The sequence below is a fragment of the Allobosea sp. 05L423 genome, from assembly GCF_056397745.1.
On record NZ_JBFTOA010000030.1, the window covers coordinates 1 to 24,702 of the forward strand.

General features: G+C 67.1%; 22 protein-coding genes. 8 read left to right on the top strand and 14 right to left on the bottom strand.

Annotated features, from left to right (window positions below; genetic code table 11):
• Both AC1DNE_RS29350 and AC1DNE_RS29355 read right to left on the bottom strand, forming a co-directional pair.
• On the bottom strand, positions 1-437 hold a 437-nt coding region (locus AC1DNE_RS29350; RefSeq protein WP_476841350.1), incomplete at its 3' end, for a GDP-mannose 4,6-dehydratase.
• Positions 438-544: 107 nt separating this feature from the next.
• Entirely contained in the window at positions 545-1,633 is a 1,089-nt protein-coding gene (locus AC1DNE_RS29355; protein ID WP_441473696.1) for a 2'-deoxycytidine 5'-triphosphate deaminase, read from the bottom strand.
• Between the two features lie 298 nt (positions 1,634-1,931).
• On the opposite strand from AC1DNE_RS29355, the gene apaG reads away from it, so the two are divergent.
• Both apaG and argE read left to right on the top strand, forming a co-directional pair.
• Positions 1,932-2,324, top strand: a complete 393-nt coding sequence (gene apaG, locus AC1DNE_RS29360; RefSeq protein ID WP_149131783.1) for a Co2+/Mg2+ efflux protein ApaG — start codon at positions 1,932-1,934, stop codon at positions 2,322-2,324.
• Positions 2,321-3,499 carry an acetylornithine deacetylase gene (argE, locus tag AC1DNE_RS29365; protein WP_476767104.1) on the top strand — a complete coding sequence of 393 codons (1,179 nt, stop codon included), beginning with the start codon at positions 2,321-2,323 and terminating at the stop codon, positions 3,497-3,499. Before apaG ends, argE begins: the two co-directional genes overlap by 4 nt.
• 194 nt (positions 3,500-3,693) lie before the next feature.
• Here argE and AC1DNE_RS29370 read toward each other — a convergent pair whose 3' ends face one another.
• Genes AC1DNE_RS29370 through AC1DNE_RS29380 form a run of 3 tightly spaced genes read right to left on the bottom strand, consistent with a single transcriptional unit; the run spans position 3,694 to position 6,877 of the window.
• On the bottom strand, positions 3,694-4,698 hold the full coding sequence (locus tag AC1DNE_RS29370) for an Hsp33 family molecular chaperone (protein ID WP_441473698.1): 1,005 nt from the start codon (positions 4,696-4,698) through the stop codon (positions 3,694-3,696).
• Positions 4,698-5,618 carry an ornithine carbamoyltransferase gene (argF, locus tag AC1DNE_RS29375; RefSeq protein ID WP_441473699.1) on the bottom strand — a complete coding sequence of 307 codons (921 nt, stop codon included), beginning with the start codon at positions 5,616-5,618 and terminating at the stop codon, positions 4,698-4,700. Before argF ends, AC1DNE_RS29370 begins: the two co-directional genes overlap by 1 nt.
• 38 nt (positions 5,619-5,656) lie before the next feature.
• The gene (locus AC1DNE_RS29380; RefSeq protein WP_476767105.1) at positions 5,657-6,877 is read right to left on the bottom strand and encodes an acetylornithine transaminase; all 1,221 of its coding nucleotides are present in this window, start codon (positions 6,875-6,877) and stop codon (positions 5,657-5,659) included.
• Positions 6,878-7,420: 543 nt separating this feature from the next.
• On the opposite strand from AC1DNE_RS29380, the gene AC1DNE_RS29385 reads away from it, so the two are divergent.
• Positions 7,421-7,969, top strand: coding sequence for a GcrA family cell cycle regulator (locus AC1DNE_RS29385; RefSeq protein WP_441473701.1), 549 nt, complete (start codon positions 7,421-7,423; stop codon positions 7,967-7,969).
• A 189-nt stretch (positions 7,970-8,158) separates the two neighbouring features.
• Here AC1DNE_RS29385 and AC1DNE_RS29390 read toward each other — a convergent pair whose 3' ends face one another.
• The 5 genes from AC1DNE_RS29390 to AC1DNE_RS29410 all read right to left on the bottom strand — a co-directional run bounded on the left by AC1DNE_RS29390 (position 8,159) and on the right by AC1DNE_RS29410 (position 13,970).
• Positions 8,159-9,202 carry an amino acid ABC transporter permease gene (locus tag AC1DNE_RS29390; RefSeq protein WP_441473702.1) on the bottom strand — a complete coding sequence of 348 codons (1,044 nt, stop codon included), beginning with the start codon at positions 9,200-9,202 and terminating at the stop codon, positions 8,159-8,161.
• A complete protein-coding gene (locus AC1DNE_RS29395) occupies positions 9,199-10,362 on the bottom strand; it encodes an amino acid ABC transporter permease (RefSeq protein ID WP_476767106.1) in 1,164 nt (387 codons plus the stop codon). The genes AC1DNE_RS29390 and AC1DNE_RS29395 overlap by 4 nt, the downstream gene beginning before the upstream one ends.
• 133 nt (positions 10,363-10,495) lie before the next feature.
• A complete protein-coding gene (locus AC1DNE_RS29400) occupies positions 10,496-11,527 on the bottom strand; it encodes an amino acid ABC transporter substrate-binding protein (RefSeq protein WP_441473704.1) in 1,032 nt (343 codons plus the stop codon).
• A 200-nt stretch (positions 11,528-11,727) separates the two neighbouring features.
• A complete protein-coding gene (locus AC1DNE_RS29405; protein ID WP_441473705.1) occupies positions 11,728-12,771 on the bottom strand; it encodes a GMP reductase in 1,044 nt (347 codons plus the stop codon).
• A 134-nt stretch (positions 12,772-12,905) separates the two neighbouring features.
• Positions 12,906-13,970: a DMT family transporter gene (locus AC1DNE_RS29410; RefSeq protein WP_476767107.1), complete on the bottom strand. Its 1,065-nt coding sequence runs from the start codon at positions 13,968-13,970 to the stop codon at positions 12,906-12,908.
• A 212-nt stretch (positions 13,971-14,182) separates the two neighbouring features.
• Here AC1DNE_RS29410 and AC1DNE_RS29415 point away from each other — a divergent pair, with 212 nt between their 5' ends.
• The 5 genes from AC1DNE_RS29415 to hemA all read left to right on the top strand — a co-directional run bounded on the left by AC1DNE_RS29415 (position 14,183) and on the right by hemA (position 19,507).
• Complete coding sequence (locus AC1DNE_RS29415; protein WP_476767108.1) at positions 14,183-15,292, top strand: AbrB family transcriptional regulator; 1,110 nt, start codon at positions 14,183-14,185, stop codon at positions 15,290-15,292.
• A gap of 169 nt (positions 15,293-15,461) precedes the next feature.
• Positions 15,462-16,208, top strand: a complete 747-nt coding sequence (locus AC1DNE_RS29420) for an SDR family NAD(P)-dependent oxidoreductase (RefSeq protein ID WP_476841351.1) — start codon at positions 15,462-15,464, stop codon at positions 16,206-16,208.
• A gap of 170 nt (positions 16,209-16,378) precedes the next feature.
• On the top strand, positions 16,379-16,894 hold the full coding sequence (locus tag AC1DNE_RS29425; RefSeq protein ID WP_476767110.1) for an invasion associated locus B family protein: 516 nt from the start codon (positions 16,379-16,381) through the stop codon (positions 16,892-16,894).
• A 60-nt stretch (positions 16,895-16,954) separates the two neighbouring features.
• Positions 16,955-18,214: an allantoate amidohydrolase gene (locus tag AC1DNE_RS29430; protein WP_476767111.1), complete on the top strand. Its 1,260-nt coding sequence runs from the start codon at positions 16,955-16,957 to the stop codon at positions 18,212-18,214.
• 81 nt (positions 18,215-18,295) lie between these two features.
• A complete protein-coding gene (hemA, locus tag AC1DNE_RS29435; RefSeq protein WP_476767112.1) occupies positions 18,296-19,507 on the top strand; it encodes a 5-aminolevulinate synthase in 1,212 nt (403 codons plus the stop codon).
• Positions 19,508-19,630: 123 nt separating this feature from the next.
• Here hemA and truB read toward each other — a convergent pair whose 3' ends face one another.
• The 4 genes from truB to AC1DNE_RS29455 form a co-directional block, all read right to left on the bottom strand.
• On the bottom strand, positions 19,631-20,578 hold the full coding sequence (gene truB / locus AC1DNE_RS29440) for a tRNA pseudouridine(55) synthase TruB (RefSeq protein ID WP_441473736.1): 948 nt from the start codon (positions 20,576-20,578) through the stop codon (positions 19,631-19,633).
• Positions 20,568-21,026 carry a 30S ribosome-binding factor RbfA gene (gene rbfA / locus AC1DNE_RS29445; protein ID WP_441473712.1) on the bottom strand — a complete coding sequence of 153 codons (459 nt, stop codon included), beginning with the start codon at positions 21,024-21,026 and terminating at the stop codon, positions 20,568-20,570. The genes truB and rbfA overlap by 11 nt, the downstream gene beginning before the upstream one ends.
• Positions 21,027-21,162: 136 nt before the next feature.
• Positions 21,163-24,000, bottom strand: a complete 2,838-nt coding sequence (infB, locus tag AC1DNE_RS29450) for a translation initiation factor IF-2 (protein ID WP_441473713.1) — start codon at positions 23,998-24,000, stop codon at positions 21,163-21,165.
• Positions 23,997-24,689, bottom strand: a complete 693-nt coding sequence (locus AC1DNE_RS29455) for an RNA-binding protein (protein ID WP_441473714.1) — start codon at positions 24,687-24,689, stop codon at positions 23,997-23,999. The genes infB and AC1DNE_RS29455 overlap by 4 nt, the downstream gene beginning before the upstream one ends.
• Positions 24,690-24,702 lie beyond the last annotated feature (13 nt).

Genomic DNA, 24,702 nt, shown 5'->3' on the forward strand with positions numbered 1-24,702 from the left:
CCTTCCGCGCCCAGCGAGCCGAAGACCTCGTCGGTCGAGATGTGGTGGAAGCGGAAGCCTTGCTTTCGAGCCTCCGGCAGCGCCCGGTAATGCCGCAGCGCCTCCTGCAGCAGCGTGAAAGTGCCGACGACATTCGTCTCGATGAAGGCGGCCGGCCCGTCGATCGAGCGGTCGACATGGCTCTCCGCCGCCAGATGCATCACGATGTCCGGCTGGAAATCGGCGAAGATCGCCTGCATCCGCTCACCGTCGCCGATATCCGCCTGCTCGAAACGATAGCGGTTGCTGCCCGCAACAGGATCCAGCGAGGCCAGATTGCCGGCATAGGTCAGCTTGTCGACGACGCAGACCTCATGCCCGGTCTCACCGATCAGCTTCCGCACAACCGCCGAACCGATGAACCCGGCGCCGCCGGTGACGAGATAACGCAAGGGCACGCCGCAGAACTCCGAGAAAGCCGGTCTCTTCAGCCGCAAGGCTCAGGGCAAGGACCAGCCTTGGGACGGCGTGTCAAGCATCGCGCCTTCGCCGCCTCTCGTCCCGGTCAGCCCTTGAAATGCTTGGAGAGCTTGAGGGCCTGGCCCTGATAGTTCGATTTCAACCCGGCGCCATAGAGCGCCTCCGGCCGCGCCGCCATGGTTTCGTAGACCAGCCTTCCGACGATCTGGCCGTCCTCGATGATGAAGGGCACATCGCGGGAGCGGACCTCAAGCACGGCACGCGCACCTTGTCCGCCGGCGGCGCCGTGGCCGAAGCCGGGATCGAAGAAACCCGCATAGTGCACCCGGAATTCGCCGACGAGTGCATCGAATGGCGTCATCTCCGCGGCATAGTCCGGGGGGACGTGCACGGCTTCCTTGGAGGCGAGGATGTAGAACTGGCCAGGGTCGAGAATCATGCTGCGCGAGCCGTCGGCCGGAATCGGCTCCCAGAAGTCGACGGCGCGATAGGCGCCGACGCGATCGACATCGATCAGCGCGGTGTGATGCTTGCCGCGATAGCCGAGCAGCCCGTCGAAACCCGAGAGATCGACGCTGACGGCAACGCCCCCCTGGAAAGAAGGTTCGGCGGCGCTGACCAGCGTCTCGCGCATATGGACATCTTCCAGAGCGCGGTCATCGAGCCTCGTCTCGCCGGCGCGGAAGCGGATCTGCGAGAGCCTGGAGCCGGACCGCACGAGCACCGGGAAGGTGCGCGGCGAGATCTCGATGAAGAGCGGCCCCTCATAGCCATCCTCGACCAAGTCGAATTCACGCGCGCGATCGGTGATGACACGCGTGAAGACGTCGAGACGGCCGGTCGAGCTCTTCGGATTGGCGGCGGCGCGCAGGCCCTTGGGCAGCTTCAGGCCTTCCATCAGCTCGGCGATATAGACGCAGTCCGTTTCCAGCACCGCGCCGCGCGTCAGATCGATCTCATGCAGCGAGAGATCATCGATCCGGCTGCGCACCGTGCGCTCGGGGCCGGGCAGGAAGCTGGCGCGGACGCGATAAGCGCGATCGCCCAGCCGCAGATCAAGGCTCGCCGGCTGGATCTGCCCCTCGGCAGGCGGCCGGGCGAGCCTGATCGTGCCCTGCTCGATGAAGGCGCGGATGGAGCTGTCTGGCTGGATGCCGGGCGTGAAGGGCAGCATGCAAGGTCCGCGAGGATAATCGATCATAGCTAGCGAAGCGCTCCGGAAAGGCCAAGCACGGCCGAGTGCGTGCGGGCAATAGCCACAGGGTTGTCCACGCCAGAATCAGGACGGGGACGCATTGACGCTGCCGCCGGCAGGCCGATAACTGAGCCGTGGCGGCAGATGTCGTCACAGGCTAGAGAATCGGACCGAAAAGTGGATTCCACTTTTCGGGCAAATCCGATGCGACAGCAAAGAGATAGATCGCCACTTTGCGTCCGGAACGACGCGCGGCGATCTAGCCGGAGCCTCGACCATGTATCAGGCACAGACGCGCGGCGTGCGTGTGACCGTGGCGCCGTCCTTCCTGGAAGCGGAATCCTCGCATGCGCAGGGCCGCTATTTCTGGGCGTACGCGATCGAGATCGTGAATCTTTCGACGCAGACCATTCAGCTGATGACTCGGCACTGGTTCATCACCGACGGGCGCGGCGAGATGCACGAGGTGCGCGGTGAGGGCGTCGTCGGCAAGCAGCCGGTGCTTAGACCGGGCGAGAGCTTCAACTACACCTCCGGCTGTCCGCTGACGACGCCGGACGGCTCGATGCACGGTTTCTACGCCATGCAGGATGAGAGCGGCACGATCTTCGACGTGGAAGTGCCGCTCTTCCCGCTCGACTCCCCCTATGTGAAGAAGGTTCTGCATTGACCGCCTCCGCTCAAACCGGGCAGCGCTACACGCCGCTCGAGATGCTCGCCCGCCTCGTCGCCTTCGACACGGTCAGCGACAAATCCAACCTGTCGCTGATCGATTTCGTCGAGGATTATCTCGCCGGCTGGGGCGTGCCGTCCGTGCGCTTCCCGAATGCAGCGGGCGACAAGACGGCGCTGTTCGCGACCGTCGGCCCGCAGGATCGCGGCGGCGTCGTGCTGTCGGGGCATACCGACGTCGTGCCGGTTACCGGCCAGGCCTGGAGCCGCGACCCGTTCACGCTGCACGTCGAGAACGGCCGCGCCTATGGCCGCGGCGCCGTCGACATGAAAGGCTTCCTCGCGCTGGGGCTGGCGCTCGTGCCGGATTTCCTCGCCGCCGACCTCAACACGCCGATCCACCTGTTCCTGTCCTATGACGAGGAGGTGACCTGCCTCGGCGTCGTCGATGGCATCGCCGCGATGGGCAAGACGTTGCCGCGGCCGCGCGCGGTCATCGTCGGCGAGCCGACCTCGCTCGACATCTGCGACGCGCACAAGGGCGTCAGAACGTTCCAGACCGTCATCAAGGGCTTCGCCGCGCATTCCTCCAAGCCGCAGCTCGGCGCCAGCGCCGTCCATGCCGGGGCGCTGCTCGCGGCCGAGCTCGACCAAATGGCCGAGGACGCCAAGCAGAAGCTGGATGCGAGCGGTCGCTTCGACCCGCCCTACGACACCGTCCATATCGGCTCGTTCCATGGCGGCATCGCCCGCAACATCCTGGCCGATCACAGCGAGATCCTCTGGGAGATCCGCACCCTGCCGACCTCCGATCCCGAGGCGGGTCCCGCACGCTTTGCCGGCGTGTCGGACAAGGTTCAGGCGCGCATGCGCTCCACCGCACCGAGCGCGGCGATCGAGACGGAAATGACCTCGGATGTGCCGGGGCTCGCGCCCGAGCCGGGCTCGGAGGCCGAGCGGCTCGCCATGCGCCTGTCCGGGCGCAACCACACCATCGCGGTCGCTTATGCGACAGAGGCAGGGCATTTCCAACATGCGGGGCTGGCGACCGTGGTGTGCGGGCCCGGTTCGATCGACCAGGCGCATCAGCCCGACGAATACATCACGCTGGAGCAGCTCCAGGCCGGTGAGGCGTTCATGCGCAAGCTGATGGCGGAGTGCCAGCAGGGTTAGGCTGTCCGCTGGCGCTCACGTCGCCCTCTCGTCGTCATGCTCGCCCTTGTGGCGAGCATCCCTACGTCTTGAACACAGCCTTCGGTCGGCGAAGCGAAGACGTGGATGGTCGGGACAAGCCCGACCATGACGGGAGTGCCGTGCTTGGAGATTCCCAGGTCGCCGCCTTGCGGCGCCCGAGAATGACGGCGAGGTCACAGCCCCGCTGACAATCCGTCCTCGACCTCGGCCGGGTCGAAGCTGTAGCGCCGCGAGCAGAACTCGCAGGTGACTCCGAGCTTGCCGTCATCGGCGATCATCGCGCGGCGGTCCTCGGGAGAGAAGCCGCGCAGCATCGTCAGCACGCGCTCGCGTGAACAGCGGCAGGCCTCGCGGACAAGGGCCGGCTCGAAGACACGGGCGCCGCGCTCATGGAAGAGCCGATAGAGCAGGCGCTCGCTCTCCAGCATCGGGTCGAGCAGCTCATGGTCCTCGACCGTCTCGACCAGCGAGCGCGCCTCCATCCAGGCATCATCGCTGATGCCGTCGGGGTCGCTGCCGGTCAGGATCTCATGCCCCTCGGGCGCATCGCCGGGATGGATGTCGGCCGCGCGCAGGCGATCGGGCGAATGCGGCATGAACTGGACGAGGATGCCGCCGGCGCGCCATTGCGGCCGGCCGCCGGTCGTGACCGTGCCCACGCCGAGCCGTACCCGGGTCGGGATCTGCTCGGACTGCCGGAAATACTGATGCGCCGCCTCTTCGAGCCCCTGCCGCTTCAGCGCGACGATGCCCTGATAGCGGGTCGTCGTCGTGCCCTGGTCGACGGTCATGGCGAGATGCCCCTCGCCCAGCAACTCGCCGGTCGAGAGCTTCTCGCGAGCGATCGCCTCGGCGAGCTTGGCTTCGTCGATATGGGCGACGGCGCGGAAATTGTCCGGCGCGTTGAAGTCGACAACCATCATCGAGATGGCGCCGTCGCTCTTGGTCTGGAGCTGGAAACGGCCCTCGAACTTCAGCGCCGTGCCGAGCAGCACGGTCAGCGCAGCCGCCTCGCCCAGCACGCGCGAGACCGGCGCGGGATAGTCGTGCCGCTCGAGAATCGTGTCGATCGAGGGGCCCAGCCGCGCCACGCGGCCGCGCACGTCGAGATCGGGCACGGCGAAGGGCACGACCCGATCGTCGAGCCCCGCGGTAACGCCTGCGTCGTTGGCGGCCATCAGGCCGCCACTCCGCCGAAGCACCAGGCCAAGATGCCCTTCTGCGCATGCAGCCGGTTCTCGGCCTCGTCGAAGACTGCCGATTGCGGGCCGTCCATGATCTGGTCGGTGACCTCCTCGCCGCGCGAGGCCGGCAGGCAATGCATGAAGATCGCGTCCTTCTCGGCACGGTCCATCAGCCTCTCGTCGACCTGATAGGGCCGCAGGAGGTTGTGGCGCGTGCCTTCCTCGTCGCCCATCGAGACCCAGCAATCGGTGATGACGCAATCGGCGCCCTCCACCGCTTCCTCGGGCCGGCTGGTCAGCGAGAGCTTCGCGCCCTGCTTCTTGGCCCAGGCGATCAGGGCCGGAGGCGGCGCGAGTTCCTCGGGCGTCGCGATGGCGAGCTCGAAATCGAGCCGGCCGGCGGCATGGACCCAGGAGGTCAGCACGTTGTTGGTGTCGCCCGTCCAGGCGATGCGCTTGCCCTGGATCGAGCCCTTGCGCTCCTCGAAGGTCATGACATCGGCCATCACCTGGCAGGGATGCTGGCGCTTGGTCAGCCCGTTGATCACCGGCACGGTCGCATATTTCGCCATCTCGACCAGCGAATCGTGATCGAGGATGCGGATCATGATCGCATCGACATAGCGCGAGAGCACGCGGGCGGTGTCGGCGATCGTCTCGCGCTCGCCGAGCTCGATCTCATGGCCCGCGACCATCATCGGCGAGCCGCCGAGCTCGCGGATGCCGACGTCGAAGGATACGCGCGTGCGCAGCGAAGGCTGCTCGAAGATCATGGCGATGACCTTGCCTTCGAGCAGGCGATCCCCCGCAGCGGCCGGTGTACGGCGTCGCGATTTCATCTCCTCGCCGGCGCGCAGGATCGCGCGCAGCTCACTGCCGGAGAAATCGGAGAGATCGAGGAAATGGCGCGTCACGGGCGCTTCCTTCGCTTCGCGGGGTGGGTGGGTTGAACTTATTCGGCGGCCGGGCGCTTCAGCGACGCCTCGACGGCGCTCGCGGCCTTGTCGAGCCGCGAGACCGCCTCGGCGACATCCGCCTCGGTGATGATCAGCGGCGGCAGCAGGCGCACGACATTGTCGCCGGCGCCGACCACGAGCAGACCTTGCGCACGGGCCTCGTTGACGAAGTCGGTGTTCGGCGTGTGGAGCTTGAGGCCCAGCATCAGCCCCTCGCCGCGGATCTCGGCGACGACCTCCGGATGCTTGTCCTTCAACTCGGCCAGCGACTGCTTCAGCCGCAGCGAGATCTTGCCGACATTCTCGATGAAGCCCGGCGCCAGCACGACGTCGAGCACGGCATTGCCCACCGCCATGGCGAGCGGGTTGCCGCCGAAGGTGGTGCCGTGCGTGCCGAGCGTCATGCCGGAAGCGGCTTCCTCCGTCGCGAGGCAGGCGCCCATCGGGAAGCCGCCGCCGATGCCCTTGGCGATGGACATGATGTCCGGCATGACGCCGTACATCTCATGGGCGAAGAACTTGCCGGTGCGGCCGACGCCGGTCTGGATCTCGTCGAAGATCAGCAGCAGGCCGTGCTCGTCGCAGAGCTCGCGCAGGAGCTTGAGGAAGCGGGCCGGTACGGAGCGCAGGCCACCCTCGCCCTGGATCGGCTCGATCATCAGCGCGGCCGTCTCGGGCGTGATCGCGGCCCGCAGCGCCTTCTCGTCGTCGAAGGGAACCTGATCGAAGCCTTCGACCTTGGGGCCGAAGCCGTCGATATATTTCTGCTGGCCGCCGGCAGCGATGGTCGCCAGCGTCCGGCCGTGGAAGGCACCCTCGAAGGTGATGATGCGGTAGCGCTCGGGATGGCCCTTCGCGGCGTGATATTTCCGCGCCATCTTGATGGCGCACTCGTTCGCCTCGGCGCCCGAATTGGTGAAGAAGACGCGCTCGGCGAAGGTGGCCTCGCAGAGCCGCCGCGCCAGGCGTTCGCCGTCCGGCGCGCCATAGAGGTTCGAGGTGTGCCAGATCTTGCCAGCCTGCTCGGTCAGCGTCTTGACGAGATGCGGATGGGCGTGGCCGAGCGCGTTGACCGCGATGCCAGCGCCGAAATCGAGATACCGCGTGCCGTCAGCCGTGATCGCCCAGGGGCCTTCACCGCGCTCGAAGGCGACGGGGGCGCGGGCATAGGTCGGCACGAGCACGGACTGGCTGGCGGAAGCAGGAGCGGGAGCCATGGGGCGAAAATCCTCGCGAAGAGAGACGGGGTGAGAACGGATGGGCGCTGGATTGAGAACGACGATCCGGGATGGGTGCTGCTGGCATGCAGCCATGATACGACCCGGGGACGACGTTATCGTCGCACCCAGCTCCTGACCTCTCGTCGCGCCGTCATCCGCATCGTTCGGGGCCTTGATCCGCAAACATAAGCGCCGCCCGAACGGGGCGGCGTCACCTTGTGGATAAATATGCTTAAGGCGGCCGGAGCTGTCAATTCAAAGCCGCGCTGTCGGTGTTGCCGAAAGGATTCGCTTGACGGYGCAATCGCGAATCGCCTGGGGAAAAGCTGTTTTCGGATTCGCCGACTCTTGTTCGCGAGTCACCGCAGCTTGTATGGTCTGCCTTGTCAGATACGACATTTCGTGCGGCGTCCCCTGTACCGTCTGTTGCGGCAGCAACGGCATTGTCCCCGTGACAAGGCCGCTGATCCCGGATTCCGTCACGAAGCGCCCTTAAAGGCTGGCCTCGCAAGGGCTGGCCGGACAAGACAGGTGATGCGGATGAACGAAGCCGGAGCATGGACTGACGAACGCGTCGAACTGCTCAAGAAGCTCTGGAGCGATGGGCTGAGCGCCAGCCAGATCGCCGCCGAGCTGGGCAATGTCACGCGCAATGCGGTGATCGGAAAGGTTCACCGTCTCGGCCTTTCTGGCCGAGCCAAGAGTGCGGCCCAGCCGGCCGCGCCGCGCAATGCCGCACCCCGCAAGGCGCCGCCGCGCTCGCCGAGCCATCCGATGGCGAGCCCGGCCGCGAACGCCACGCGCGGCGCCCACGCGCTGGCCCCCGCCTTCGCGCCGGAGGCCGAACTCGAGGCCGAGACTGCGCCGCTGCCTTCCGAGGATGTGGTGATCCCGTTCTCGGAGCGCGTCACCATCATGGAACTGCGCGAGTATATGTGCCGCTGGCCGATGGGCGACCCGACGACCCCTGATTTCCGTTTCTGCGGCGCGCGCTCGCAGACCGGCCTGCCCTATTGCAGCCACCACTCGCGCATCGCCTACCAGCCCGCCGCCGACCGCCGGCGCGACCGGAGCAAGGTACGGGCCTGAGCCGCGAGCAATCTCGGACACAGAAAAACCGGCCTTCGGGCCGGTTTTTTATTGCGCGCCCGGAAAGCACGTCATGGTCGGCGTTGCCCCGACCCTCTCCGGCCGAAGGAGCCGCCGGTGGCGTCGCGTCATGAGATTCCCGGGTCTGCGCTTCGCCGCGCTGAGGAATGACGGCAGGAGTCCACCCCCTCAAAGGCGCCGACGGTTCTCCAGCGATCGGCTCCAGCGCGAGAGCGCGAAGCAGATCAGCCAGTAGATCGCGCCGGAAAAGGCATAGGCCTCCATGTTCATGCCGACCCAGTTGGGATCGGCGAGCGAGGCCTGGGCGATGCCGAGCAGGTCGAGGATCGAGACCACCAGCACCAGCGTGGTGTTCTTGATCAGCGCGATGAACTCGTTGGTCATCGCCGGCAGCGAGATGCGCAGCGCCTGCGGCAGGACGATGAGGCCCGTCGCCTTCCAGTAGTTGAGGCCGAGCGCTGTGGCCGCCTCGCGCTGGCCCTTGGGAAGCGCCTGCAGGCCGCCGCGCACGGCTTCCGCCATATAGGCGGCGATCACGAAGCCGAGGCCGATCACGGCGCGCGCCAGCCGGTCGATGCCGATGCCGCCCGGCAGGATCAGCGGCAGCAGCAGCGAGGCCAGGAAGATGACGGCAATGATCGGCACGCCGCGCCAGAACTCGATGAAGACGATGCTGATCAGCCGGATGACGCGCAACTGCGACTGGCGCCCGAGCGCGAAAAGGATGCCGAGCGGGATCGCGATCAGGCTCGAATAGATCGAGATGAACAGGGTCAGCATCAGCCCGCCCCATTCGCGCGTCTCGATATAGCGCAAGCCGAACCCACCCGAGAGCAGCCAGATGCCGAGCGGCGGCAGGATCACGAGCATGGCGATGCCGAGCTTCAGCCTGAGTCGCTGCGGGGCGAAAACGACTGCCGCGATGCCGAGGACGAAGGCGATGCCCGCGATATCAACCCGCCAGCGTTGGTCCGGGGGATAGAGCCCGTACATGAACTGGCCGAAGCGGGCGCGGATGAAGACCCAGCAGGCACCGCCGGGCGCGCAATCGGCCCGCGTCGTGCCGACCCAGGTCGCGTCGATCAGCGCCCAGCGGATCAGCGGCACCGCGACCCAGGCGATGGCAAGCGCCAGGACAACGCTGACGAAGCCGGTGAAGGGCGTGCCGAACAGGCGCTCGCGCCAGAGGGAGAGGGACGAGGCGCGGTTCATCGCGTCACCAGGGCGATACGGGCATTGTACCAGTTCATGATCGCCGACACCGCCAGGCCGATGACGAGATAGACGGCGAGCGTCATGGCGATGATCTCGATGGCCTGGCCGGTATTGTTGAGCGCCGAGCCCATGAACAGGCTGACCACGTCGGGATAAGCGATGGCCGCACCGAAGGACGAGTTCTTCAGAACGTTGAGATACTGGTTGGTCAGCGGCGGGATCATCACGCGCAGCGCCTGCGGGATGGTGACGAGGCGCAGGATCTGCCCCGGGCGCAGCCCCAGGGCCGATCCGGCCTCGGTCTGCCCATGCGAGACCGACTGGATGCCGCCGCGCACGATCTCGGCGATGAAGCCCGCCGTATAGGTGACGAGTGCCGCGAGCAGCGCGACGAATTCAGGGATGACGGCGAAACCGCCGCGATAATTGAAGCCGCGCAGTGCCGGAACGTCCCAGCGCGTCGCCAGCGTCGCCCAGACGATAGCCAGCAGCGGGATGGCGAGCAGCAGGGCGAGGCCGACCCGCAGCGTCGGTGCGTGCAGCCCGGTACGCTCCTGGCGCCGGCGCGCCCAGATCGAGAAGGCCCAGTAGGCGAGGACGCTGACGAGGATCACGAGGCCGGCGACCCGGAAATTCTCCAGCCCTTCCGGAAGCGGGATCGTCACGCCGCGATTGTTGAGGAAGGCGACGCCGAACAGGCTGATGCTCTGACGCGGAGCCGGCAACGCCGCGATGATGCCGAAATACCAGAACAGCACGAAGAACAGCAGCGGGATGTTGCGGACGAACTCGATATAGGCCCCGGCAATGGTCGAGATCAGCCAGTGCGATGACAGCCGGGCAATGCCGACGACGAAGCCGAGCAGCGTCGCCAGCACGATCGCGATCACCGTCACCAGCATGGTGTTGGCGACGCCGACCCAGAACAGACCGAGGATGTTGTCGGCCTGGGTATAGCCGGTCAGGACGAAGGGCACCTCGATGCCGGAGGTGCGCCAGAGGAAGTCGAAGCCGGAGGCGATGCCGGCCTTGACCATGTTCTCCGAGGCGTTGCGCACGAAGAAGACGGTCATGCCGACGAGAAAGACGACGACCGCGATCTGGTAGATCCAGTCGCGGACGCGCTTGTCGTTGATGAGAGAGAAGAAGCTGCTCACGCCGGCCTCGATCGGGAGTCGCGGGCGTCATCCCCGGGCGCCGCGAAGCGCAGTCCCGGGAATCTCGTGACGCTCAGCCTGGTTTCCGAGATGGCCGGGTCAAAGCCCGGCCATGACGTGCTTCAAGCGGCTCTCACTGGAAGGGCGGGGTGAAGAGCAGGCCGCCCTTGGTCCAGAGCTGGTTCTGGCCGCGCTCGAGCTTCAGCGGCGAGCCCATGCCGACGGTGCGCTCGTAGCTTTCGCCGTAGTTTCCGACCTGCTTGATCGCGTTGTACATCCAGTCGTTCGACAGCCCCATCATCGCACCGAAGCCACCCTCGGCGCCGAGCAGGCGGCGCACTTCCGTGTTCTTCGAATTGGCCTTCATGTCGTCGACGTTCTTGGAGGTGACGCCGAGCGCCTCGGCGGCGATCGTGCCGTTCAGCACCCAGCGCACGATGAGCTGCCAGCGCTCGTCGCCCCAGCGCGTCACCGGGCCCTGCGGATCGTTCGAGATCGGCTGGGTCAGGATGATGTGCTCGTCGGGGTTCTTGAGCTTGGCACGCTGGCCGGCAAGGGCGCCCACGCCGGCCGTATAGGCGTCACAGCGGCCCGAATCATAGGCGGTGATGGCGTCGTCGTTCTTCTGGAAATTGGTGATGGTGACCTTGAGATTGCGCTCGCGGAACCAGTCGGCCGCGTTCTTCTCCTCGGTCGAGCCGGCAGCGACGCAGACCGAGGCGCCGTCGAGGCCAGCGGCTTCCTTCACGCCCGTCGACTTGCGGACGACGAAGGTCTGGCCCTCGTAGAAATTGATGCCCTGGAAATTGAGGCCGAGCGTGGCGTTGCGCGAGAAGGTGATGGTCGAGTTGCGTGAGAGCACATCGACCTGGCCCGATTGCAGAATCGGCCAGCGCTGCTGCACCGAGGTCGGCGTGTACTTCACCTTGCTGGCATCGCCGAGCACCGCGGCGGCGAGCGCCCGGCAGTAGTCGACGTCGAGACCGGTCCACTCGCCCTTGTCATTGGCGAAGGAGAAGCCGGGCAGGCCGAGATGCACGCCGCATTCGAGATTGCCGCGTGCCTTGACCGCATCCAGCGTCGGGCTCGGGGCGAGCTGCTGCGCCTGCGCAAGCGAGATTCCGGCGGCAAGCACGCCCGCCACGCTCAAAATTCTGATGGTCATATCCGTCTCCCCGAAGCCATTGGCGGCCTTCTGTGCTGGAAGCGGGACTATGCAACAGCCGCACCGAAAGCGATAGCACCCGGCACGTGCTCGCTTCGGCGCGGCACCTGAACCCTGTCGAAGGCTGTCAGGAGGCCCGTGCAGCCGAGATTTCGGAAGGCTGATCGCGGCCGGCGTTCCGGCGGCCTGAGCCGAACGGCTCAGTTGCCGAACACGGTGTTGAGCTGGCTGCCGACCATGATGAAGGTGGTGCGCTTGGCCACCTCCTTGAGGCTGACCGCGCCGATATAGGTCATCGCCGAGCGCACGCCGCCCATCAGTTCCTGCATCGTGCCCTCGACCGGGCCGCGATAGGGCACCTCGACCGTCTTGCCCTCGGATGCCCGGTACTTGGCGACGCCGCCGGAATACTTGTTCATCGCGGTGTCGGAGGACATGCCGTAGAAGGTCATGGCGACCGGCACCTTCTCGCCGCCGCGCTCCTCGTAGCGGATCTCGCCCTCGCATTCGTCATGGCCGGCGAGCATGCCGCCCATCATCACGAAGTCGGAGCCGCCACCGAAGGCCTTGGCGACATCGCCGGGCACGGTCAGGCCGCCATCGCCGCAGACCAGGCCCTTGAGCCCGTGCGCGGCATCGGAGCATTCGATGATCGCCGAGAGCTGGGGATAGCCGACGCCAGTCATCTTGCGGGTGGTGCAGACCGAGCCCGGGCCGATGCCGACCTTGATGATATCGGCCCCGGCGAGCAGCAGCGCCTCGGTCATGTCGCCGGTGACCACGTTACCGGCCATGATCGCCGCCTCCGGGAAAGCGGCGCGCGTGGCCTTGACCGTGTCGACGAACTTCTCGGTGTAGCCGTTGGCGACGTCGAGGCAGATCTTGCTGATCGGCGACTGAGCATGGACCGCCTTGAGCTTGTCATGGTCGGTGTCGGTCGTGCCGAGCGAGTAGAAGGCGTTGGCCGATCCCGGCTCGCGGAAGAAGGCGATCAGCTCCTCGGCGCTGTAGTGCTTGTGCAGCGCCACCATGGCGCCGTGCTTCAGCAGCGCCCGCGCCATGCTCATCGTGCCGACCACGTCCATGTTGGCGGCGATCAGCGGGAAGCCCTTCCACTCCTTGCCCGTATGGGCGAAGCGGAAGCTGCGCTCGACATCGACTTCGGCGCGGCTGCCGAGCGTCGAACGCTTCGGACGGATCAGCACGTCGCGGAAGTCGAGCTTCGGGTCGTTTTCGATGCGCATGATTGGCCTCTGATGGCGTTCCGGGGGGCTGGAGCCGGAATCCCGAGGGCTTTTGCTCGGGTGACGCACGCGGAAGAGGCGTGCGCCGACACATAGCGCCCGGCCCCTCGCGATGCAATCCGGGGTCTTCCGGCTCAGGCCGAGGCAGGCGAGACCGGCGGCCTCGCGTTCTTGCGGATGGTGTAGAGCGTTGCGCCGATCACGATGACAGCGCCGATCCAGGTGGTGAGCGCCGGTATCTCGGCGAAGAAGACGAAGCCGGTGAAACTCGCCAGCAGCAGGCGGCTGAAGTCGAGCGGCGCCAGCGCCGCCGCCTCGCCGACCTGATAGGCGCGGGTGATCAGCCACTGCCCGGCGGTGCCGAACACGCTCAGGACGACAAGCCAGAACCACTGGTTCGGCGTCGGCGGCTGCCACCAGAGCCAGCACGGCACGGCGAGCAGGGCGATCAGCACGATGCCCTGGTAGAGCAGGATGGTGTCCGTGCGCTCGCTTGCCGCCAGCTTGCGGACGCTGACGGTGATGCCGGCGCCGAAGATGGCCCCGGCGACGGAGAGCAGCGCATAGATATCGAGCCCCTCGCTGCTCGGACGCAGCATGATCAGCACGCCGATGAAGCCGATGATGGTCGCGGCCCAGCGCCGGCCATCGACCGCTTCCTTCAGCACCAGCACCGCGGCGATGGTGACGAAGAGCACCTGGCTGAAGCCGATCGCCGTCGCCTGCGCGAGCGGAATCTTGACCACGGCGGTGAAGCCGCAAAGCATGGAGAGCAGCGTGATCACGCTGCGGAAGATCTGCAGGCCGAGACGCTCCGTATGCAGCGCACGGCGCAAGCTGCCCGCTGCGAAGGCGAGCAGGATCGCGGTCATGATCACCTGCCGGATCAGCAGGATCTGCACCAGCGGGATCGCCTGGCCGACATGCTTGATGCCGGCGACCATCACCGCATAGACCAGCAAGGCCGAGATCATGAAGACCGAGCCCCGCAGATTGGGGCTGGCGCCACGCCACCAGTGCCGCAGCCGGCGCAGGGCCTGTCTGCGGCCCCCCGGCACCTCGGCGAGGACGATCGGACCGGGCGCGTCGGGTGCGACCAACTCGTCGGCGAGCGGCGGCGCAGCCGGCTCCTGCCAGGCGGGCGCTTCGCCTTCCACATCCGTCCGGCTTTGCCGGCCGGCCTGCCGATCCTCGCTCATCGCCCCTCGACTCGGCCGGCATCGGCCGGTCCCGCGTTTCCGCTTCGCGCAAATCATTGATGAAGCGCGGCAATCCGGCCAATGACAATGTCACATGACCGGGTTGTGCCGGCGGCGCGGCCGGAGCGGAGCCGGCATTTCCCGCCAGGGGGTGGGCAACCTCACCAACAGGCTCTAGGAGGGCTCCGGTTTCTGTGCCGCGGAGCACGCGCTTGAAAGTTCTGCTCGAGGATTTCGCGAACGGTGTTCGGGCCCTGGCGCCGAGTTGCTTCCCCTATCGGCGTTTCGCCCTGGCACTGGCGCTAGGCGGACTCGGGGGCTGGCTGTTCGTGCAGGCGCGGCTGCCGCTGCCCTGGATTCTGGGCTCGATGGTGTTCTGCACGGCCGCAGCGCTGATCAAGCTGCGCGTCGCCGCGCCGCCGGTGATCCGGCCGCCGATGACGGCGGTGATCGGCGTGATGCTCGGCGCCTCCTTCAAGCCCGATGTCGTAGCTCAGCTGCCGAACTGGCTGCCGACGCTGGCCGGGCTCGTGCTGTTCATGGTCGCCTGCGGCCTGTGCTGCGTCGGCTATTTCCGCCGCGTTGCCGGCTTCGACCCGGTCACCGCCTTCTTTTCCGGCATGCCGGGCGGGCTCATCGAGATGGTGACGGTCGGCGAGGAGAAGGGCGGCGATGCCCGTATCATCGCCCTGATCCACTCCGCCCGCATCCTGCTGGTGGTCATGACCCTGCCCTTCATCGTGCAATGGATCGGCGGCGTCTCCCTCGGGGGCGGGCGTGTCGCCGGACCATCGTTCGCGCAGACGCCGCTCGGCTCCGAACTCTGGCTCATCAGCTGCGGCATCCTCGGCGTGATCGCCGGTCACTGGCTAAAGTTTCCGGCTAAATACCTGCTCGGACCGATGCTGGTCAGCGCGATCGTCCATGTCACCGGCCTCAGCGCGGCGGTGCCGCCGGCGGAGATCGTCAATGCGGCGCAGCTTGTGCTCGGCGTTACCATCGGCTGCCGCTTCGTCGGCACGGCGCCCCGCATCATCCTGCGTGTGCTGCTGCTCTCGGTCGGCTCGACCGTGATCCTGCTCGCGCTGACGCTGAGCTTCGCCTGGCTGGTCGCGCTCGTCTCGGTGCACGGCCATGTGCCGCTGATCCTTGCCTATTCGCCGGGCGGCCTCGCCGAGATGAGCCTGATCGCGCTGGCGCTGCACACCGAAGTCGCCTTCGTCGCGGCGCACCACATCGTCCGCGTCTTCCTGGTGATGGTCTCGGCCGGGCCGATCTTCGGGCTGATCGGCCGCCGCGAGAAGACCGCGCCGGCGGAATAGCGCCGCGCCAACCGGCTCCGGCGACCAAGCGGGCCGGCTCCTGCGACAATTCCGCCATCTTGGCGTTTTGCATGACCGGTCTGCACCAGCCGCCGAAAGCGGGGCGTCCTCTGGCCGGTGCCGCTCGGCGAAGCTAGGGTGATTCGAACGACAGGGGAGGCTGACGAACATGAACCAAATCGATTTAAAGAACCGCGTCGCCATCGTCACCGGCGGAGCGCAGGGGATTGGGCGGGCCGTCGCTGAGCGCTTCGCCGCCAGCGGCGCGACGGTCGCGATCTGGGATGTCGACGGAGCGCTCGCGGAGAAGGCCGCCGCCGAGATCGGCCATGGCGCCATCGGCGTTGCCGTGGACGTGACGGACGCAGCCGCCGTGCAGAAGGCGAGCGACGCGCTCGAAGCGAAGCTCGGCAGCATCGACATCCTCGTCACCAGCGCGGGTATCGCCGGCCCCAACCACAAGACCTGGGAATACCCGCTCGAGGACTGGGCGCGCGTCATGAAGCTCAATGTCGACGGCACGCTGCATTGTTGCCGGTCGGTCATTCCCGGCATGGTCCAGCGCAACTACGGCCGCATCGTCCTCGTCGCCTCGATCGCCGGCAAGGAAGGCAACCCTAACGCCTCGGCCTATTCGGCCTCGAAGGCCGCGGTGATCGCGCTGACGAAATCCCTCGGCAAGGAGCTCGCCGACAAGGACATCGCCGTGAACTGCATCACCCCGGCTGCCGCACGCACCCGCATCTTCGACCAGATGAGCGAGGAGCATATCGGCTACATGCTGGCCAAGATCCCGCGCGGGCGCTTCCTGCTGCCGGAGGAGGTTGCCTCGATGGTCGCCTTCCTGGCCTCGGCCGAAAACAGCTTCACCACCGCCGGCGTCTTCGACCTCTCGGGTGGACGGGCGACCTACTGACGCGAACGCCGAAAATCGAGCTGCGCCGGCCGGTAGGATTTCCTGGTCCGGCGCAGCGCCTGAATGCCCGCGCCCCACCCTGCGCCAGATAGACGCACAAATATCTTGATCATGTTTACGCCTCGGTAAGGCTCTCTTTTCACCCTGAAGGGGCAAAAGGAGATAAAACGATGATCAAGATGGCGCTCTCAACAGCCGCCCTCGTCCTTCTGACGGCCTCGGCAGCTCAAGCCGTCACCGCCAAACCGCTCGGACAGTTCAGCGACTGGAGCGCGGCGACCTATGAGCAAGGCGATACGCAGCGTTGCTTCATCATGAGCACGCCATCGACTGAAGAACCTTCCAGCCTGCGCCACGGGGAAGTGTTCTTCTTCATGCAGACGGGCGGCAGCGACAGCAATACGGAATCGAGCTTCCAGACCGGCTACGACTTCGCCAAGAACTCGGTCGTCACCGTCACCATCGGCGACGACAGTTTCCGCATGCTGACCGAAGGCAACAACGCCTGGCTCGAGCGGCTGGAACGCGAGCCGGCGCTGCTCGCTGCGATGCGGGCGGGCAACAGCATGGTGCTGGAAGCGCGCTCCGCCCGCGGCAATGCGACGACCTACACCTTCTCGCTTGCCGGCGTCACAGCCGCCTCCCGCATGATGCAGCGCTGCAATACGGGGGCGGCACAGAGCTAGAACAGGACCTTTGCGAAAAACCGGTTCCCAGTTTTTCGTATCCTGCACTAACCTCGCGCCATGACGCAGATGCTTCCTTCCGCCGCCGTCCTCGGTGCCCGCGCCTTTGCCGCGCTTGCCGGCCTCAACCGCTTCAGCGACGAGCCGGGCAAGCTGACCCGGCTCTATCTCTCGCCGGCGCATCGGCAGGCGGCCGAATGGGTCAAGGGCGCGATGGAAGTGGCCGGGCTCACCGCCTTCATCGACGCCGCCGGCTCGGTGCAGGGACGGCGCGAGGGCACGGTCCCCGGCGCGCCCGCCGTGCTGATCGGCTCTCATATCGACACGGTGAAGGATGGCGGCCGCTTCGACGGCAACCTCGGAGTCGTCGCCGGCATCCTCGCGGCGCAGGCGCTGCGCGATGCAGGGATCAGCCTGCCGTTCCCGCTCGAGATCCTGGGCTTCGGCGACGAGGAGAATGTCCGCTTCCCCACGCACCTGTCGACCTCGGAAGCCCTGGCGGGCGCTTACGATCCGGCGTGGCTGGAAGCGCGCGACAGCGAGGGCGTGAGGCTCGGCGATGCGCTCGTCGCCTTCGGCGGAAACCCCGAGGGCATCGCTGCCCTCGCTCGCAAGCCCGGATCGATCCAGGCCTATCTTGAAGTCCATATCGAGCAGGGCCCGGTGCTGGAGGCGGAGAACGAGCCGGTCGGCATCGTCACCGCCATCAACGCCCAGAGCCGGGCCCGGGTGCGCGTCACCGGCGAGGCCGGCCATGCCGGCACCGTGCCTATGGCGCTGCGCAAGGACGCGCTGACGGCCGCCGCCGAGATGGCGCTGGCGCTGGAGGAGATCGCGGCTGGCCATGAACTCGCCGTCGGAACGGTCGGTGTGCTCAGGGCCGAGCCCGGCGCGACCAATGTCGTGCCCGGTGCGGCCGAGTTCACCATCGATTTCCGCGCACCGAAAAACGAGACGCTCGCAGCAATGGAAGCCGCGATCCGCAGCCGCTTTGCCGGGATCGCGGCACGCCGCGGCGTCGGGCTCGAGATCGTGCCCTATGCTAAGGCCGATGCGGTCCCGATGGACCCGCGCCTGCAGGACGCCTTCGCGGCCGGCATCGCCAGGACTGGCAGCAATATCGCCGGCCGCAAGCTCCCGTCCGGTGCAGGGCATGACGCCATGACCATGGCGGCGATCGCGCCGGCGGCCATGCTGTTCGTGCGGAACGAGAAAGGCATCAGCCATTCGCCGCTCGAGAACATGAGCGAGGAAGACGCCGGCATCGCTATCAAAGTCTTGATCGAAACGCTGTTGGAACTGGCCGAACGGTCAAAGTAGAAGAATTCCGGCCGCGACACCGCGCGCCATTCCGCGAGAAACCGGAAAGGCCTACGAGAGGCGCGCCGCAGGAGGCTGGCCATGGATTTCGAGAACTTCTTCCGCCGGGAACTTGAGGGGCTGCACCGCGAGGGCCGCTATCGCGTCTTCGTCGATCTGGAGCGGCAGGCCGGCCGCTTCCCGCTGGCCACCTATCACGGCGAGAGCGGGCCGCGCGAAGTCACCGTCTGGTGCTCGAACGACTATCTCGGCATGGGGCAGCATCCGAAGGTTCTCGCCGCGATGCATGAGGCGCTCGATGGCTGCGGCGCAGGCGCAGGCGGCACCCGCAACATCGGCGGCACCAATCACTACCACGTCCTGTTGGAGCGCGAACTCGCCGATCTGCACGGCAAGGAAGCGGCGCTGCTGTTCAACTCCGGCTATACGTCCAACTGGGCCTCGCTCTCGACGCTCGCGGCCAGGCTTCCCGGCTGCGTCGTCCTGACGGACGCGCTCAACCATGCCTCGATGATCGAGGGCATCCGCCATTCGCGCGTCGAGAAGCATATCTTCGCCCACAACGACCCGGACGATCTGCGCCGCAAGCTCGCCGCGCTCGATCCGGCAAGGCCGAAGCTGATCGCCTTCGAGTCGGTCTATTCGATGGATGGCGACATCGCGCCGATCAGGGAATTCTGCGACATCGCCGACGCATTCGGCGCGATGACCTATCTCGACGAAGTCCATGCGGTCGGGCTCTACGGACCGCGCGGCGGCGGCATCTCCGAGCGCGACGGCCTCACCGACCGGCTGACCCTGATCCAGGGGACGCTGGCGAAGTCCTTCGGCGTGATCGGCGGCTACATTACCGGTTCGGCCGCGCTCTGCGACTTCATCCGCAGCTTCGCCTCCGGCTTCATCTTTTCCAGCTCTCTGCCGCCGGCGGTGGCGGCGGGCGCCATCGCAGCGATCCGGCATCTCAAGGAGAGCTCGGCCGAGCGCGAGCGCCAGCAGGATCGCGTCGCGGCACTGCGCGGCAAGCTCAACGCGGCGGGCATTCCGCATCTGCCGAATCCCAGCCACATCGTGCCGGTGATGGTCGGGGAGGCGAAGGCCTGCAAGTCGATCAGCGACGAGTTGCTGGCGCGCTTCGACATCTATGTCCAGCCGATCAACTATCCGACCGTGCCGCGCGGCACGGAGCGGCTGAGGATCACGCCCTCGCCCTTCCATTCCGACGCCGATATCGACCGTCTGGTCGCCGCGCTCGGCGCGATCTGGGCGCGGGACGGGCTGAAGCGCGCGGCCTGAAGCTGCAGAGGTGTCATTCTCGGGCTAGACCCGAGAATCTCCGGACGAGAAGGCGCCGGAGCCTCCTCCGGCACGAGATGCTCGGGTTAAGCCCGATCATGACGCCTTGCGAGACCGACAATCTCAGAGATTGAAGACGCGGTGCGGGACGAATTCGCCGTTCTCGACCGAGCCGGTCGCGATCAGCGTGCCGGCGCAGGTGGCATAGGCGGCTTTCAACTCGATGGGCGCTCCGGCGCCGCGGAGCAGGGCGCTCTGGCCGCGCTTGATGCGGGCAGCGGCATCGCGGTGGATCACGATCTCCGGGATCAGCGTCAGCGCCGCCTTGACCGGCTGAAGGGCCGCCAGCGCGCTCTCCGGGCTTTCGCGCAGTGTCTCGACGCTCGCCGCTTCAGCCACCGTGAAGGGGCCGACGCGGGTGCGGCGCAGATGCGCGACATGGCCGAGGCAGCCGAGCGCAAGGCCGAGATCGCGGGCGATGGCGCGGACATAGGTGCCCTTGCCGCATTCGGCCTCGAAGGTCGTCGTGGCGCCGTCATGGCTGACGATGGCCAGCGCATCGATCTCGACGGGTCTGGCCTGCAGCTCGACCTCCTCGCCGTCGCGGGCGAGGTCATAGGCGCGCTCGCCGGCGATCTTGATCGCCGAGAACTTCGGCGGGGTCTGCAGGATGGTGCCGGTGAAACGCGGCAGCAGGGCTGCGATGGCGGCCTCGTCCGGACGCTGCTCCGAGGTCGCGATCACCCGGCCCTCGGTGTCGTCCGTATCGGTCTGCGTGCCCCAAGAGACGGTGAACTGATAGGCCTTGCGGCCATCCATGACGAAGGGAACTGTCTTGGTCGCCTCGCCGAGCGCGATCGGCAACAGGCCGGACGCCAGCGGGTCGAGCGTGCCGGCATGGCCGGCCTTCTTGGCGGAAAAAGCCCTCTTCACGACGCTGACCGCATGGGTCGAGGTCATGCCGATCGGCTTGTCGAGCACGACCCAGCCATGAACGTCGCGCTTCTTCGGACGCGGCGCCGGAGCGGCGCCCTGATCCTGGACGGTTTCGGATGGATTCTCAGCGGTCATCGTCACGGCGGTCGTCTTCGGAGGTTTGGTCTTCGTGGTCCTGGTCGATCTTCAGGCGCTGGACCTGCGTATCGCGGCGCACGGCATCGGTATCGAGCAGAGCGTCGATACGCTCGGCCTCGGCGAAGCTCTCATCGGCACGGAAGCGGATGTCCGGCGCGTATTTCAGGTTCACGCGATGGGCGATCTCACCGCGCATATAGCGCTTATTGGCCTCGAGCGCCTTGAGCACCGGCTTAATATCCTGCCCGCCGAGCGGCATGATGTAGGCGGTGGCGAGCTTCAGATCGGGCGAGAGGCGCACCTCAGGCACAGTGACGACGTGCTTTGCCAGCACATCGTCATGGATGTCACCGCGCGCGAGCATGTCGGCCAGCGCATGGCGGATCAGTTCGCCGACGCGCAATTGCCGCTGGGAAGGGCCGGAAGGTTTTGCAGGTTTGGCCATGGTTCTCGTTTTCCGGGATCGGACCGGATGGACGGGTCAACGTCATTGGCCGGGCACGAGGCCCGGCCATCTCTATGGGAGCGCGGATGAACAGGGATAGGCTGCCCGGGTCAAGCCCGGACAAGCCGCCCCATTCTCAGAGGCTGCGCTTGATCTCTTCGACGCGATAGCACTCGATCACGTCGCCGACACGCATGTCCTGGTAGTTCTCGAAGGACATGCCGCATTCCTGGCCGGCCACAACTTCCTTGGCGTCGTCCTTGAAGCGCTTGAGCTGACCGAGCTTGCCCTCGTGAACCACAACGTTGTCGCGGATCAGGCGGACATTGGCGCCGCGCTCGATCGTGCCGTCGGTGACGCGGCAGCCGGCGATCTTGCCGACCTTCGAGACGTTGAAGATCTCGAGGATCGACGCGTTGCCGAGCATGGTCTCGCGCAGGGTCGGCGCCAGCAGGCCCGACATCGCATCCTTCACATCATCCATGAGGTTATAGATGATGTTGTAGTAGCGGATCTCGACGCCGGCCCGGTCGGCCGCCTCGCGCGCTTCCTTATGCGCACGGACGTTGAAGCCAACCACGACCGCGCCCGAAGCCTGGGCGAGCGTGACATCCGACTCGGTGATGGCGCCGACGCCCGAAGAGAGCACACGGGCGCGAACCTCGTCGTTGCCGACCTTCTCAAGCGCGCCGACGATGGCCTCGACCGAACCCTGCACGTCGCCCTTGACGACCAGCGGGAACTCCTTGCGGCCAGCGCCCTCCTTGAGCTCGCGCATCATCTCGGCGAGCGAGCGGCCGGCGCCGGAGGCGGCGCCACGGGCTGCCTGACGATCGCGACGCTGACGCTCGCGGTACTCCGTGATCTCGCGGGCGCGGGCCTCGGACTCGACCACCGCAACGCGGTCGCCGGCCTCGGGCGTGCCGTTGAAACCGAGTACCTCGACCGGCATGGAGGGCGGAGCCTCCTTCACCTGCGCGCCGGTATCGGCGATCAGGGCGCGGACGCGGCCCCATTCGGCACCCGCCACGACGATGTCGCCGGTGCGCAGCGTGCCGCGCTGGACGAGCACGGTCGCGACCGGGCCACGGCCGCGGTCGAGCTTGGCCTCGATGACCGTGCCTTCGGCCGGACGATGGGGATTGGCCTTGAGATCGAGCACCTCGGCCTGCAGCGCAATCGCTTCCAGCAGCTTGTCGAGGTTGTGGCCGGTCTTGGCGGAGACCTCGACTTCGAGGGTCTCGCCGCCGAGGGTCTCGACCTGGATCTCGTACTGCAGCAGTTCGGCGCGGACGCGATCCGGGTTGGCGTCGGACTTGTCGACCTTGTTGATCGCCACGATCAGCGGCACGCCGGCCGCCTTGGCATGATGGATCGCCTCGGCCGTCTGCGGCATGACGCCGTCATCGGCTGCCACGACCAGCACGACGACGTCCGTCACCTTGGCGCCGCGGGCGCGCATCGCCGTGAAGGCGGCGTGGCCGGGGGTGTCGATGAAGGTCACCTGGCTGCCCAGCGGGGTCGTCACCTGATAGGCGCCGATATGCTGGGTGATGCCGCCGGCCTCGCCGGTGACGACCTTGGTCTTGCGGATCGCGTCGAGCAGCGAGGTCTTGCCGTGGTCGACATGGCCCATGATGGTCACGACCGCAGGCCGCGACTCCAGGGTCTCGTCGGTATCCGGCGTGTCGAACAGGCCTTCCTCGACGTCGGATTCGGCGACGCGCTTGACGGTGTGGCCCATTTCCTCGGCGATGAGCTGGGCGGTGTCGGCATCGATCACGTCGGTGATCTTGTGCATCGCGCCCTGCTTCATCAGCAGGCGGATGACATCGACGCCGCGCTCCGTCATGCGGTTCGCGAGTTCCTGGATGGTGATCGTCTCGGGGATGATCACCTCGCGCATCACGCGCTCTTTCTGCACGTCCGAAGCCCGATGGCCGGTCATGCGCTGCACGCGCCGGCGGAACGAGGCGACCGAACGTGTCCGCTCGTCCTCGCTCCCGGTCGCCGTCGATAGCGTCAGGCGACCGCGCGGCTTGTCGTTGGTGGTCTTCGGAGTCTTGGGCGCCGCCGGAGCGGGGCCGCGGCCGGCACCGGCGCCCAGGCCGGGACGGCGGAACGCGGCCTTGACATCGACGTCATCCGAGCGATTGCGCGGGGCGCCGCTCGACGGAGGAGCCTGACGGGTCGGACGAGCAACAGCCGGCTCTGCAGGGGCCGAGGAATCCACACGCGGCGGACGCGGCGAATCGGAACGAGGCGGACGGGAGTCCAGCCGCGGCGGACGCGCGCCAACGTCGCGACCTGGACCGGGCGAGCGCGGCGTGAACTCGCGCGGGCCGGACGGGGCCGGACGGCCGTAATACTGGGTCGGCTGCGGCGCGGGCGCCTGGGCCGGGGGGGCTGCCTCGCGCGGAGCGGCGGGCGGTGCAGCCGGGCGAACAACCTGCTCATCACGCTGGCGAGCAGCGCTCTCGGCGCGACGCTTCTGGTCGTCCTCCTGACGGCGGCGATCCTCTTCCTGGCGCTGGCGGGCAGCGGCGGCATCGCGCTCCTGGCGCTCGCGCTCAATGGCGGCTGCGCGCTGGCGTGCCTCCTCTTCAGCGACGCGGCGCGCCTCGGCCTCGGTGCTGCGCGCTTCGGCGAGAGCGCGCTGACGGGCGTCCTTCTCCTCGTCGGAGAGGGTGCGCAGCAGCATGCTGCCAGCCGGGCGCTGCGGAGCCTGCGGGCTCGGGGCAGCCGGGCGCTGCGGAGCCGCCTGCGGGGCAGGAGCCTGCGGAGCGCGTGGCGCGACCGGTTCCTTCACCTCGTGACCGGCGGCGCGGCGCTTGACCTCGACGACGACCTGCTTCGAACGCCCATGCGAGAAGCTCTGTCGAACAGTGCTCTGCTCGACAGGCCGCTTCAGCGACAGGGTCTTGGGCGGGTTGACGGTCAAAGTCTTGTCGCCCGGGTTTTTGGTATCGGTCATTCCGCGTTCGGTCCTGCCGGTTCGGTCGTGTCTTCAATATCGTTCGGGTCGGATGCGGCGGTATCGTCCGTCCGATACCGGACGAGCCGACGCCAGCGCGAGAGTACGCCCTCGGCCGCTGGTCCCGGAGCAAGCGCGGCATGTATCACATGTGCGCGCCCCAACGCCAATTCCAAATCCGCTGCCGCGAAAATCGCGACGACGGGCAATTCGCGGGCCTTGAGCCCCTCGGCCTCGCGAGCCGCCGCCAACCGGCGGACAGCCTGGCCGATCTTGCGCTTGCCGTCCTCGGCGCCATCGCTCGCGGCGATTACCGCAAGACAACGGCCGGTTTCGATCAGCGCCTCAACCTTGGCGAAGCCAGCGGTAACCAGCCCAGCCTTGTTGGCCATCGACAGCGCCTGCAGCGTGTCGCGGTACATCAGTCCGTCGACAATATCCGGCAAATCCGCCGGAACCGCGACCTTCGCCTTGAGCGAACGCTCGAAGGCTTTCCGCTTGATCGCCTCGGCAACGGTCTTGCGGCTGAGGCTCGCCCAGACGCCGCGTCCGGGAAGCTTGCGCCGCAGATCCGGCACGAGCACGCCGTCCGGCCCGGCGACGAAGCGGATCAGGTCGTCGGGTGCCTTGACGGCCCGTGTGACGACGCAGCTCCGCTCCGGCCCTTCCTTCTGCGCCGCCGCTTTCACCGCGAGGGCTCCA